Annotated in this window: 6 protein-coding genes; 4 read left to right on the plus strand and 2 right to left on the minus strand. The window is 66.4% G+C overall.

Annotation, left to right across the window (positions count from 1 at the left end; genetic code table 11):
- Positions 1-144: 144 nt before the first annotated feature.
- Together ACODS0_RS01110 and ACODS0_RS01115 are read right to left on the minus strand one after the other, a co-directional pair.
- On the minus strand, positions 145-1464 hold the full coding sequence (locus ACODS0_RS01110; RefSeq protein ID WP_488832144.1) for a tetratricopeptide repeat protein: 1320 nt from the start codon (positions 1462-1464) through the stop codon (positions 145-147).
- A 14-nt stretch (positions 1465-1478) separates the two neighbouring features.
- Positions 1479-2018 (minus strand): hypothetical protein, encoded by a 540-nt coding sequence (locus ACODS0_RS01115; RefSeq protein ID WP_055400622.1) that lies wholly within the window; start codon positions 2016-2018, stop codon positions 1479-1481.
- Between the two features lie 182 nt (positions 2019-2200).
- On the opposite strand from ACODS0_RS01115, the gene ACODS0_RS01120 reads away from it, so the two are divergent.
- From ACODS0_RS01120 to ACODS0_RS01135, 4 genes are all read left to right on the plus strand, one after another.
- Complete coding sequence (locus ACODS0_RS01120) at positions 2201-8173, plus strand: alpha-2-macroglobulin family protein (protein WP_488832145.1); 5973 nt, start codon at positions 2201-2203, stop codon at positions 8171-8173.
- Positions 8174-8225: 52 nt separating this feature from the next.
- Complete coding sequence (locus ACODS0_RS01125) at positions 8226-8594, plus strand: hypothetical protein (protein WP_055400618.1); 369 nt, start codon at positions 8226-8228, stop codon at positions 8592-8594.
- Between the two features lie 49 nt (positions 8595-8643).
- Complete coding sequence (gene pbpC / locus ACODS0_RS01130) at positions 8644-10923, plus strand: penicillin-binding protein 1C (RefSeq protein WP_488832653.1); 2280 nt, start codon at positions 8644-8646, stop codon at positions 10921-10923.
- A gap of 84 nt (positions 10924-11007) precedes the next feature.
- Positions 11008-13293, plus strand: coding sequence for a bifunctional diguanylate cyclase/phosphodiesterase (locus ACODS0_RS01135; RefSeq protein ID WP_488832147.1), 2286 nt, complete (start codon positions 11008-11010; stop codon positions 13291-13293).
- The last annotated feature ends 169 nt before the right edge of the window (positions 13294-13462 follow it).

Consider the following 13462-nt stretch of genomic DNA (forward strand, 5'->3'; position numbering starts at 1 on the left):
CCTGCGGTCTGTGATAGCGCGGTCTCGGGCGGGCCACTGCGTTGCTTTTCTTGCCAATAGCCCGGCTATTGGCTGCAAAAAGACGCCTTGTGCCCCATCCCGATCCGCACTACCACCGCCTCGCGAGGGTTATGCAGGTCATCCTTAACCCCCCGCAGCCCCCTGCGGCACATGGTTGCGCAGCAGCCACCGCGTTTCCCGCGTGGCCTCGGTGTCCGGGTGGCGGGACTCCAGCGTGGCCAGCACGCGCAGGGCCATGTCGGCGCGGTTCATGCCTTGCAGCAGCACGCGGGCCACCAGTTCATAGGCGGCGGGCACGCTGTCGTGGTTTTTGAAGCGGCGGTCAAAGCCCTGCAGCAGGGCCAGCGCGTCTTTGGCGTTGTTGGCATTCCAGGCGGCTTTGGCCAGGTTGAGGGTGGCGTTGGCGTCCTGCAGCGCAAACTGGGCGTCCTTGGCCCGGCAGGTTTGAAAGACCTTGAGCGCTTCGCCGCCCTGGCCCGAGCGCAGCAGCAGCGGGATGTAGCGCTGGGCATGGTCCAGCAGGGTGGCGGTTTTGCCTTCGGCCAGCGTCAGCACACGGTGGTAACGGCGCTGTGCGGGCACTTCGTCGCTGCGGGTGCGCTGGTCTTCGTAGGCTACGCCCAGGGCGCCGACCATGTCGCCCGCAGTGATCAGCGCGGCCACGTGTGCGTCGGTGGCGTCTTGCTCGATCTGGCGGGGGCTGCGGCGGTCCACAGGGGCGCCGTCGTCGTCCAGGCCCGCGCCGGGCAGCAGGTCAATGCCAAAGGCTGCATGGTTCTGGTACATCGCGTAGCCCAGCAGGCTGGCCATGACCCAGCTGAAATAGATCAGCAGCCAGTTGACGATGGGCAGCAGGATCCAGCCCTTGAAGATGGGCACCAGCATGCCCAGCGCAATGAAGGTGCCCTGGCTCAGCAGGAAGAGGAACAGGCACAGCAGCAGGTAGGGCCAGCCAATGGTGCGCACGGCGTTCCAGGCGTTGGCGGGGTTCAGGGTTTCGGTAAAGCTGCAGGTCTGCACCAGCACGATCTGCGTGGCGGGCAGCAGGAAACACATGGCCAGCCAGGCCAGCGTGCCCAGCACGGGGTTCAGGCGCTGCAGCCAGCCCACGGCCATGGCTTGCACGATCAGGATGGCGAACAGCTTCCAGGGAAGGTTCTTCCAGTCCGGGTCCAGCTCGGAAGGGTAGTCTTCGGCCTTGTAGATGCCGCGCGAGCCCAGGGCCGTGACTTTGAATCCGTAGCGCGATGCGGCCAGCAGGATGCCGATCTCCACAATCAGGATGCCCAGGGCGTCGGGCACAAAGAAGATCAGCTTGAACAGCAGGCTGGAGAGCGCCAGCAGCACGCTGTACATCAGCGGCTTGGGTTGCAGCGGAAACGCGAAAAAGGTGTTGATCTGGTGCCAGAACGGACGGGGCGTCTTTGCGGTTTCGCGCTGCATGGGGTGCCCCGGGCTTATTTGGAGAAGAAGTCGGACTGCGACATCCCGCGCCCGCCCGCCATGCGCACCACGGTGCGCTGGTCGGAGCGCAGGAGCTTCATTTGCCCCATTTCGCGCACGAGTTGCTCGTTGAAGGTGGAGCTGAACTGCATGACGGTTTCTCCCATCTTCAGCAGGCTGGTGCCTTTGACCTTGGCGCTTTTGCGGCCCGGTTCGATCTCGATGCTGTCGATGTGGAACTCGAACTCGACCGTCAGGATGCCGCCCATGCGGTCACCGATCTGCTCGAACATCTGCATGCTGGCCTTGAAGGCCTCGCACTGCTGGTCGTGGTTGAGTGTGCTGCGCTGCGTCTGGCCGTTCATCACCGTCTCGTCCTGGATGATGGCCTTGCTGCTGAGCTGTTTGCACATCAGCTCAGCGTCTCGCTTGTAGAGGGCGTGCGCGCTCTGGTCGTAGTAGGCGCGCACCATTTTTTCGTCCAATGTGCGCCCACCGACAAAGTAATACCAGGCGCCCGCGCACAAGGCCGCCAACAAGACGATCTTTTTCATGATTCCCTCTCTCCCGCTTTATTTTGCGGCGCAGTATACCGGTGGGGTTTGTGCGCACTGCCCGCCAGCCTTGGCGCGCGGGGGCTGCGAACGAGTTGTTACCTTCCGTGTCATCGCAGCAGGGGGCGGTCCCCGGCATATCGGCTACCCTCGCGGTCGAGTCGGATAGAGGGATGTCAAAAATGAATGTCTTGCAACGTGCCCTGGTGTTGTTGTCGGGGGCTTTGGTTTCGATGGGCGCACACGCCCTGCAGATCACCAGTTTTTCACCGCAGGGCGAAGTGGCCCGGGTGCGGCAAGTGGTGGCCAAGTTCGATGCGGCGGCCGTCAACTTCGGCGACCCCAAGGCGCCCGCGCCCATCAACCTGAGCTGCAGCGATGCCAGCGCCACCAAGGGCACGGGCCGCTGGACAGGCGAGCGCGAGTGGGTTTTCGACTTTGAAAGTGACCTGCCACCGGGCGTGCGCTGCACCGCAACGGTCAAACCCGGGTTCAAATCGGCCTCTGGCGCTGATCTGACGGGCACCAAAAGCTATCAATTCAATAGCGGCGGGCCGTTTGTGCAGGCCATCCGCCCCAACCCCTACCAGGCCATCGACGAAGAGCAGTTCTTCGTGCTGCAGTTGAACGGGCCCGCCACCACCGCCAGCGTTCAGGCCAATGTGTGGTGCACGGTGGAAGGCGTGGGCGAGCGCGTGCCGGTGCGGCTGATTGAGGGCGCGCAGCGCGCCGAAATATTGAAGACGCTGGGCCTGGAAAAAAGCGCGGCGAAAGAACCCCTGCAGTACGCCACGCTGGCCTGCAACCGGCGGTTCACCTCGGGCTCGCGCATGCAGATCGTGTTTGGCAAGGGCGTGGCCACGCCCAGCGGCGTGGCCAACACGGTGGAGAAGCGCTTTGACTTCAAGGTGCGCGAGCCGTTTGCGGCCGAGTTCAGCTGCGAGCGAGAGAACGCGCAGGCGGCGTGCCTGCCCATCCGGCCGATGCAGCTGTCCTTCAACGCCCCGGTGCCGCGCAGCCTGGCCACGGCCATTCGCCTCAAGTCCGCCAAGGAAACCCTGAAGCCCCAGACCGATGGCGGCATCGAGGGCCAAAAGGGGGATGCGCTGGTCAACAGCGTGCAGTTTGCTGCGCCCCTGGCTGAAAACACGGCCTTCACACTGGAGCTGCCCAAGGATTTCAAGGACGCCTCGGGCCGCCCGCTGCGCAACGCAGACAACTTCCCGCTCAAGGTGGCCACCGGCGGCATGCCGCCCCTGGCCAAGTTTGCGGCAGCGCCCTTTGGCATCGTCGAGCGTTTTGCCGAAGGCCCGCGCTCTGACAACCCCCCAGCGCTGTTGCCCGTGACACTGCGCAACGTGGAAGCCGCCCTGCGCGTGCAGGGCCTGCAGCCGGGCACCGTGAGCACGCTCAAGCCGCGCACCGACGCCGACATCATTGCGTGGTTCAAGAAGGTGCAGCGCTACGACAGCTACGTGGTGGATCGCAAGCAGGCGCGGCGCGACGTGACCGGCCCGCTGCCCAAGGTGCTGGACGAAGACAAGGAGTATGTGCAGTCGCGCATGCTTTCGCTGCTGGCGGGCAAGGGGGGCGTGAAGACGCTGGACTTGCCCAAGCCAGCGAGCAACGACCCGCGCCCGTTCGAGGTGGTGGGCATTCCGCTGCCACCCGGCTTCCATGTGGTGGAGATCGCCTCGCAAAAGCTCGGCGCTTCGCTGCTGGATGAGCGCCACGGGGACGCCCGCACGATGGTCGTGCGCACCTCGGCCCTGGTGACCAACCTGGGCGTGCATTTCAAGCTCGGCCGCGAAAACGCCATGGCCTGGGTGACCACGCTGGACAAGGGCCAGCCGGTGCAGGGCGCCACGGTGCGTGTGAGCGACTGCAAGGGCAATGAGCTGGCCAACGCGCTGACCGATGCCCAGGGCGTGGCCCGCATCGAAGGCCTGTCGTCCGACCCCACCCGCTGCGGCGATGGCGGCGACTACGGCGACGGCGGCAACGCCTACTTCGTGAGCGCGCGCCACAAGGAGGAGGGCGGCGTGGAGGACATGGCTTTCACCTGGAGCGACTGGCAGCGCGGCATCGAGCCCTGGCGCTTCAACGTGCCCACCAGCAGTGACCCGCGCCCCAGCGAACGCGCCCACACCATTTTTGACCGCACCTTGTTCCGCGCGGGCGAGACCGTGTCGATGAAACACGTGCTGCGCTCGGAAACCCGCCAGGGTTTTGCGCTGCCGAAGGAACGGCCCGAAACCCTGGTCATCACCCATGTGGGCAGTGGCCAGCAGTTCACCCAGCCCATTGTCTGGCGCGACACGGCCACGGGTGGCCTCAGTGCGCTGAACAGCTTCGCCATCCCGCCCGCCGCCAAGCTGGGGGTGTACCAGGTGGAGCTGCGCAAGGATTCCGGTGACGAACGCAGCTTCGGCTCCGGCGAGTTCCGGGTGGAGGAGTTCCGCCTGCCCGTGCTGGAGGGGCGCATCACCCCGGTCGAGAAGAAGGCCCTGGTGCGCGTGCGCTCGGTGCCCACCGATGTGCAGATCAACTACGTGGCGGGGGGCGGGGCCGCCAACCTGCCGGTGCGCGTGTCGGCCATGGTGCGCGGCAAGGCGCTGCAGTACAGCGACTACGAGGCCTTCCGCTTCACACCGCCCCGCAAGCGCGAGCAGGAAAGTGCGAACAGCGACGACGAAGAAGCTGCGGCCCGCCAGGATGCACGCGTGATTGCCGACAAGCTGCCGCTCACGCTGAACAAGGACGGGGCGGGCAAGGTCACCATCGACAACGTGCCCCAGGCCCGCCAGCCGCAGGAGCTGCTGCTAGAAGCCACCTACGCCGACCCCAATGGCGAGGTGCAGACCATCCGCAGCACGCAAGCGGTGTGGCCCGCCGGTGTGGTGGCGGGCATCAAGACCGAGGGCTGGGTGTCTGCCCGACAGAAGATCCGCTACCAGGCGCTGGCCTTGCAGCACAACGGCAAACCCGCCGCCGACACCTCGCTGCAGGTGCAGGCCATTGCCCGCATCACCACCAGCACACGCAAGCGCATGGTGGGCGGCTTCTACAGCTACGACAACCAGACCGAAACCAAAGACCTGGGCACGCTGTGCAGCGGCAAGAGCGATGCACGCGGCCTGCTGCTGTGCGAGTCCAAACTCGACGAACCCGGCGAGGTGGAACTGGTGGTGACCGCCACCGACAAGGACGGCAACACCAGCGTGGCTGCATCCTCAGTATGGGTCACGCGCCAGGGCGAGCTGTGGTTTGGCGGCGAAGACCACGACCGCATCGACCTGCTGCCCGAAAAGAAAAGCTACCAGCCCGGCGAGATCGCCAAGTTCCAGGTGCGCATGCCGTTCCGTTTTGCCACGGCCCTGGTGGCCGTGGAGCGCGAAGGCATCATCGACACCCAGGTGGTGCAGCTCAACGGGCAAGACCCCACGGTGAGCCTGAAGGTGCAGCCCGACTGGGGCCCCAATGTGTACGTGAGCGTGCTGGCCCTGCGTGGCCGCCTGCGCGAGGTGCCGTGGTACAGCTTCTTCACCTGGGGCTTCAAGGCGCCGCGCGAGTGGTGGACCTCGTTCTGGTACGAAGGCAAGGAGTACCAGGCGCCCACGGCGCTGGTGGACTTGTCCAAACCCGCGTTCCGTCTGGGCATGGCCGAGATTCGCGTGGGCACAGCGGCCCACCAGATCGACGTGAAGGTGACCACGGACAAGGAAAGCTACGCCGTGCGCGGCAAGGCCCAGGTCACCATCACCGCGACCCTGCCGGGCGGCAAGCCCGCTGCCAATGCCGAGGTGGCTTTGGCCGCTGTGGACCAGGCCCTGCTGGAGCTGATGCCCAACACCAGCTGGAACCTGCTCGAAGCCATGCTGCAGCGGCGCAGCTGGGGCGTGGAGACATCGACCGCGCAGATGGAAATCATCGGCCGCCGCCACTACGGCAAAAAGGCCGTGCCTGCAGGCGGTGGCGGGGGGCGCGCGCAGACGCGTGAGCTGCTCGACACGCTGCTGCTGTGGGAGCCCTCCATCCAGCTCGACGCCAACGGCCAGGCCAAGGTGACGGTGCCGCTGAACGACGCACTCACCACCTTCAAGATCGTGGCTGTGGCCGATGCCGCCACGGGCCTCTTCGGCACCGGCAGCACCAGCATCCGCGCCACGCAGGACTTGCAGATCATCAGCGGTCTGCCGCCGCTGGTGCGCGAGGACGACCAGTTCCGCGCCCAGATCACGCTGCGCAACACCACCAAGACGGCGATGAAGGTGGAGGTATCGCCCCGCGCCACGCTGCTCGACCTGAAGCCGCAGACCATCGACATCCCGCCGGAGGAAGCGCGTGAGGTCGCCTGGAACGTGACGGCGCCAGCGCAACTGGCGCAGACCCGCGCCGAGTCCATCCTGTGGGAGATCGAGGCGAAGGACACCGTGGGCGGCGCCCGCGATGCGCTCAAGGCGCGCCAGCGCATCATCCCGGCCGTACCACTCACGGTGCAGCAGGCCACGCTGGTGCAGGTGGACGGCAGCTTCAATCTGGATGTGAACCCGCCAGCGGACGCCATCCCCGGCCGGGGCGGCCTCAAGATGTCGCTGCAGCCCAAGCTAGCCGAAGGCCTGCCGGGCGTGCGCGACTGGTGGGCACGCTACCCCTTTGCCTGCCTGGAGCAAAAGACCAGCAAGGCCGTGGGCCTGCGCGACGGCGCGCTGTGGCAGACCGTGGTGGCGCAGCTGCCCACCTACCTCGACAGCGACGGCCTGGCCAACTACTTCCCGCCGCGCGACGGCGATGGCAACCGGGGGAGCGACACGCTGACGGCCTACGTGCTGGCCGCTACGCACGAGGCCGCCAGCATCAACCCCGCGTTTGCATTGCCCGATGCCGCCCGCGCGCCCATGGAGCGTGGCCTGATCGCGTTTGTGGAAGGCCGCATCCAGCGCAGCTTCTGGAGCCCCCGCAAGGACCTGGACATGCGCAAGGTGGCCGCGCTCGAAGCGCTGTCGCGCTACGGCAAGGCCCAAGGCCGCATGGTCAGCAGCATCACCATCGCGCCCAACCAGTGGCCCACGCACACGGTGATCGACTGGGTCAACGTGCTCAAACGCGTGGCCGATGTGCCGCAGCGCGACCAGCGCTTGGCCGAGGCCATGCAGATCCTGCGCAGCCGACTGTCGTTCCAGGGCACCAAGCTCATCTTCAGCACCGAGCAGGACGACTACTGGTGGTGGCTGATGCAAAACGGCGACGTGAACACCGCGCGCCTGATGCTCGCGGTGATGGACGACCCGGCATGGAAGGACGACATGGGCCGCCTGGCCAATGGCTTCATCAGCCGCCAGCAGGCGGGCGCCTGGCACACCACCACCGCCAATCTGTGGGGCGGGCTGGCGCTGGAGAAATTCAGCGCCAAGTTCGAGGCCGTGCCAGTCTCGGGGACCACCAAAGCCGCGATGTCTGGCAACACCGCCAGCGTGGACTGGAGCAAGGTCGAACGCGTGAAGGCCAGTGACGCCACGGGCGCCGCGCACCAGACGACCTGGTTCGGCGCGCCCGCATCGCCCGGCAACCTCAAGAACAACGACATGTTCCTGGCCTGGGGCAAGGCCGGTGGCAAGGAGAACCTGGCGGTGACCCACCAAGGGCCCGGCAAGCCGTGGCTCACCCTGCAATCCGTCGCCGCCATCCAGCTCAAGGCGCCCTTTGCTGCGGGCTATGCCATCACCAAGACCGTGACACCCGTGGAGCAGGCCAACAAGTCGCTGCCCGCAGGCCAGTACACGCGCGGCGACGTGCTGCGTGTGACGCTGGAGGTGAACGCCAGCGCCGACATGACCTGGGTGGCCATCACCGACCCGATTCCGGGCGGTGCCACCATCCTGGGCAGCGGCCTGGGCCGGGATTCGGCCATTGCCACGCAGGGCGAAAAGGCCCGCAGCGGCGCGGGCTGGCCCGCGTTCGAGGAGCGCAGCTTCGAGGCCTTCCGCAGCTACTACGAGTACCTGCCCAAGGGCACGGTCAAGATGGAATACACCGTGCGCCTGAACAACGTGGGCGACTTTGCCTTGCCGCCCAGCCGGGTGGAGGCCATGTACGCCCCCGAGATGTTTGGCGAAGTGCCCAACGCGCGGGTAAAGGTGGAGGCGGCTCGGTAAACCGCAGCGCCATGCAGCCTTCCGTTTTGAGCCTGCCCTTCAGAACAACGCCATGAGCCTCAGTGTTTTTGTGGAACTGCGGTTCTGGGTGCTGGTGGCGTTTTCGCTGGTTTTGCCTGCGGGCATTTACGGGTTGCTGCTGGCGACCCGGTCCATCTCCCGCGTGGCCGTACTCGGCTTTGGTGTGGCGCTGGTGCTGATCGCAGGGGTGGACGTTTACCTGCTGCAGTCGCTCGCGTCCCTGGCCAAAACCACGCCGTCGCTGGCCGACGACGCGGTTTTCATCTCCGAGCTGTCCATCGCGCTCTATGTATTGCCCGTGGTGTTTGGTGGCATTGGCGTCAACCTGATTTCGCACGTGCTGCTGCGCCACCTGAGCGAGGCCGAAACCCGGTTTGACCGGGAGCATCCCAATGGCTGAGCGCCGGGGGGGCGGCGTTCGCCGCTGGTACGCTGGCTGGACTCTCTGGATGGTCAGCGCATCGGCCGCCTGGGCTATTCCGGCGTTTGACGAGGTGCGAGCCGACTTCAAGCCCTCCGACACCCTCATCCTCTCCCGCGAAGGCGAGGTACTGCAGCGCCTGCGCACCGATGCCACCGTGCGACGCGGCCAGTGGGTGCCTTTGGCCGAGGTGTCGCCCGCCCTGCGCACGGCCCTGGTGCTCAGCGAGGACAAGCGTTTTTTTGAGCACAGCGGCGTGGACTGGCGCGCCGCATCGGCCGCTGCCTGGGGCAACCTGTGGAACCAGCGCACGCGCGGGGCCAGCACCATCACCATGCAGCTGGCGGGTTTGCTGGACGGTGACTGGCGCCAGGGCCCTGGCGGGCGCACCGTGGTGCAAAAGCTGGGGCAGACGGTGGCCGCACAGGTGCTGGACCGGCGCTGGCGCAAAGACCAGATCCTGGAGGCCTACCTCAACCTCGTGCCGTTTCGCAGCGAGCTGGTGGGCATTGATGCCCTGAGCCGCACGCTGTTTGGCAAGGCCGCGCACGGGCTAGACGACCGCGAGGCGGCGGTGGCTGCTGCGCTGGTGCGCGCGCCCAATGCCCGGCCCGCGCTGGTGGCGCAACGGGCGTGCGGGGTGCTGCGCGATATGCAGGCCACCAGCGGCGCGCGCCCCGCGCAGCGCGCCACCCCAGCCCTGGCCCGTGTGGATTGCGATGCGCTGGACCTCTTCACCACCGCCGCCCTGCAGCGCCGCGCATTTGATGCGAGCGAAGGCGTGGCGCCGCACTTCGCCCGCTACCTGCTTCGCCAGCGCTCTGGCAAAGACGGCGCAGTGCCCGAGCGTGTGCCCAGCACCCTGCGCGCGCCGCTGCAGCGTTTTGCCGTGCAGAGCCTGCAGCAGCACCTGCGCGAGCTGCGCGGGCGCAATGTGGAAGACGGCGCCGTGCTGGTGCTCGACAACGCCACGGGCGCGGTGCTGGCCTGGGTGGGGTCTTCAGGGCAACTGAGCCAGGCCAGCGAGGTCGATGGTGTACTGGCGCTGCGCCAGCCGGGCTCCACGCTCAAGCCGTTTTTGTACGCGCAGGCGATTGCCGAGCGGCGCCTCACGGCGGCTTCGCTGGTAGAGGATTCGCCCGCGCAGATCACCACTGCCAGTGGCCTGTACATCCCGCAGAACTATGACCGGCAGTTCAAGGGCTGGGTGTCGGTGCGCACGGCGCTGGCCGCGTCGCTCAACGTGCCGGCGGTGCGCACGCTGGTGATGGTCACGCCCGACGCATTCCACCGCCAGCTCGGCGCCGTGGGCTTGCCGCTGCGCGAAAGCGGCGATTATTTTGGCTACAGCCTGGCGCTGGGCAGCCCCGAGGTGCCGCTGCTGCACCTGACCAACGCCTTCCGCACGCTCGCCAACGGCGGACGGTCGAGTGCTGTAGCACTCTCGGATGTTGCAAACCCGCGCTTTGCCCCTGCGCTGGACGCCCGTGCCGCCTTCATCGTGGGCGACATCCTCTCGGACGGCAACGCACGCGCCCGCACCTTCGGCACCGACAGCGTGCTGGCCACCCGCTTCTGGACGGCCGTGAAAACCGGCACCAGCAAGGACATGCGCGACAACTGGGCCGTGGGCTGGTCCGAGCGCTACACCGTGGGTGTGTGGGTGGGCAACGCCAGCGGCGCCGCCATGCACGATGTGAGCGGTACCAGCGGCGCGGCCCCCATCTGGTCGGCGGTGATGGGGTTTTTGCATGCCCGCGAGCCCAGCCGCGCCCCCAAGGCCCCCCTAGGCCTGGCCCGCACAGCGGTGCGATTTGGGCCCGTGGCGCCGCAGCCCGGCAGCCCGGACCCACGCGGCGGCGGCCAGCCGCTGGAGGCCGCGCGGGACGAATGGTTTGTGCAGGGCACCCAGCAGGCGTTATTTGCTATTGATTCGGTAGCTATTAGCGCTTATCCATCAAACGCTAGCGGCCAAAATGATCCTAAAAAATCTGCGCCCGGTGCCGCCCCATCTCCTGCGGGTCTGCCCCCGCGCATCACCGCCCCCGCCCCGGGCACCATCATTGCGCTGGACCCCGACATCCCCCCGGCGCGCCAGCGCCTGCAGTTCACCGCCACGGGCAATGCGGTGCAGTGGCGGCTGGATGGCAAAACCCTGGGCCGAGGCCCTCGGGTGGCCTGGTTGCCCTGGCCCGGGCGCCATGTGGTGCAGCTCACAGACGCGCAGGGCAAGGTGCTGGACGAGGTCCGTTTGGAGGTGCGCGGCGCAGGTGTGGTGGCCCAGCCTCTCCGGGCAGGTGCGCATTGACGCTGACAAGTCCGAGGAATACGGTGTGACTTGGGGCCAAGTCCCTGTCAAGGCGGCTGTTTAAAATAGTTACAAACTATCCCTATGCCCTCCCTTCGCCAGTTTTTCTCTCACCGCCTCATATGGCTGGCTTTGCTGGTGGCTCTGGGCATTGGTGCCTTGTTTGCCCGCACCATCTGGACCATTCGCAACGACGAATGGAGCTACGCGGTGCAGACCAACTCCAACCTGGCCCGCACCATGGAGCAGGGCCTGGCCTGGTCGCTGGACTCGTTCGACAAATCCCTGGAGGGCGTGGCCCGCGAGGTGGCACGGCCCGAGGTATGGGCGCTGCCACCCGACCTGCGTGCGCGGGTGGTGTTTGACAACTCGCTGCGTGCGCGCGGCGCGGGCGATGTGCTGGTGCTGGACGCTCAGGGCAACGTCATTCTGGACTCGGGCTCCCTGACCCCTCGCCGCACCAACTTGGGCGACCGCGACTACTTTCTGGCATTCAGTGAGCGGGGCGAGCGGGAGCTGTTCTTCGGCAAGCCCGTGCCTTCACGGGTGACGGGTCTGAACATCCTGCCCATTTCTCGTCCGTACTTCCATGCAGACGGCAGCTTTGCCGGGGTGGTGGTCGGCGCTATCCGCCTGAGTTATTTCAACGAACTGTTTGGTTCGCTGGACCTGGGCTCCAACAGCGGGGTCAACATGTTTCGGCGGGACGGGGTGGTGATCTCCCGCTTTCCGTATGGTGATGCTGATGTCGGCAAAACCATCGCTGGTACGCCTAACCTGCTGCGTTTTCAGGCCGAGGGCACAGGCTCTTTTGTCGGTAAGGCCGCGCTCGACGGCGTGGAGCGTCTGTACTCCTTCCGGCCTGTGGGCAACTACCCCCTGATTCTGAACGTGGCCCAGTCCACCGACACCATCTTGGCCAAGTGGAGGAGCAGTGCCTGGGTCCTGGGTGGTTTTGCTGCGCTGTTGATGGCTGGCTGCCTTGGGTTGGCGCTGCTGTTCGTGCGTGAGCTGGTGCTGCGCCAGCAGGTTTCGGCGCGTTTGGCCGAGGCTGAGCATGACCTGCGCACCATCCTCGACAACGTGCCTTCGATGATTGCCTACTGGGATGCCAGTATGCACAACCGCTTTGCCAACCGGGCGGCACTCGAGGAGTTCGGCACCTACCCGGTGCCTGTGCGCGGCCGGCATATCAGCGAGCTGCTCAGCGAATCCCGCTACGCGGCCAGCAAGCCCTACTACGACCTGGCGTTGGCGGGTGCACCGCAGCGCTTTGAACGTACGGACCAGAACCCGAAAGGCCAGCCGCGGCACAGTATCGTCTCCTACCTGCCCGACGCAGACGCGCGCGGCGTGGTCACCGGGCTCTTCGTGCAAGTGACGGATATTACCGAGCGCAAGCACATGGAGAACGAGCTGTTCGACGAGAAAGAGCGCGTGCGCCTGATGCTGCAAGCCATTGGCGACGCAGTGGTCTGCTCGGACGCGAAGGGCATGGTGACCTACCTCAACCCCGTGGCAGAACGCCTGACGGGCTGGCAGGCGTTTGATGCGGCAGGCCACACCGTGGACGAGGTGGTGAGCCTGCGCAGCCCTGACAACGATGAGCCTTTGACCAACACGCTGCGTGCGGCCATCCAGTGCGGCATGGCGACTCCCCCCGTGCGGGGCGTGCTGTTGCACCGCACCAATGGCCAGCGCTTTCAAGTGGAGGAAACCGCCAGCCCCATCACCGACCGCCATGGCACGGTGACCGGCGCCGTGGCCGTACTGCGCGACGTGACCGAATCGGTGGTCATGGCCGAGCGCATGGCCCACCTGGCCCAGTACGACGCACTGACCGACCTGCCCAACCGCGTGCTGCTGCAAGACCGCGCCCAGCTGGCCATCTCGCAGGCCCGCCGCGACGGCAAGTGCCTGGCCGTGATGTACCTGGACCTGGACGGCTTCAAGGACGTGAACGATACCCTGGGCCACGATGTGGGCGACCTGCTGCTGGTGCAGTTTGCGCAGCGCCTGAAGGCTGCCGTGCGCGCGTCCGACACCGTGTGCCGCCAGGGCGGGGATGAGTTTGTGGTGCTGCTGCCGGGGCTGGACGGCGCCGAGGCCGCCTGCCACGTGGCGCGCAAGATCCTTGCGTCGTGCGACGCGCCCTTCGCGCTGGCGGGGCGTTTTCTGCAGGTGGGGCTGAGCGGCGGCATCGCACTCTTCCCTCAGCACGGCGATACGTTCGATGCGCTCTCGCGCCATGCCGACAGCGCCATGTACGCCGCCAAACGCGGCGGGCGCATGCGCTTCATGCTCTACCGGGGCCCGGACGCCGAGCCCGAGGTGGTGCTGGCCGCTGTGGAGGCTGGGCAGGATCCATAAGCCGCCAGAGTTTTGGCGTGGTATTTCGCTATAACTTTTATAGCTATTAGCGCTTTCCAAATAAGCGCTAGCAGCCGATTTCCTTGAAATTCTTGCCCCTCCAAGGCCCCCGCTCTCCCACCGCCTTGGAAATTTGTTGCAGCCCGCACAAATAATTTTGATGGCCCAC

The sequence above is a fragment of the Acidovorax sp. FG60 genome (assembly GCF_057808995.1).

Excerpts from the sequence above, each read along its gene's own strand:
- pbpC (WP_488832653.1), top strand. The coding sequence starts at position 8,644 with ATGGTCAGCGCATCGGCCGCCTGGGCTATTCCGGCGTTTGACGAGGTG.
- ACODS0_RS01125 (WP_055400618.1), top strand. The coding sequence starts at position 8,226 with ATGAGCCTCAGTGTTTTTGTGGAACTGCGGTTCTGGGTGCTGGTGGCG.
- ACODS0_RS01110 (WP_488832144.1), bottom strand. The coding sequence starts at position 1,464 with ATGCAGCGCGAAACCGCAAAGACGCCCCGTCCGTTCTGGCACCAGATC.
- ACODS0_RS01115 (WP_055400622.1), bottom strand. The coding sequence starts at position 2,018 with ATGAAAAAGATCGTCTTGTTGGCGGCCTTGTGCGCGGGCGCCTGGTAT.
- ACODS0_RS01120 (WP_488832145.1), top strand. The coding sequence starts at position 2,201 with ATGAATGTCTTGCAACGTGCCCTGGTGTTGTTGTCGGGGGCTTTGGTT.
- ACODS0_RS01135 (WP_488832147.1), top strand. The coding sequence starts at position 11,008 with ATGCCCTCCCTTCGCCAGTTTTTCTCTCACCGCCTCATATGGCTGGCT.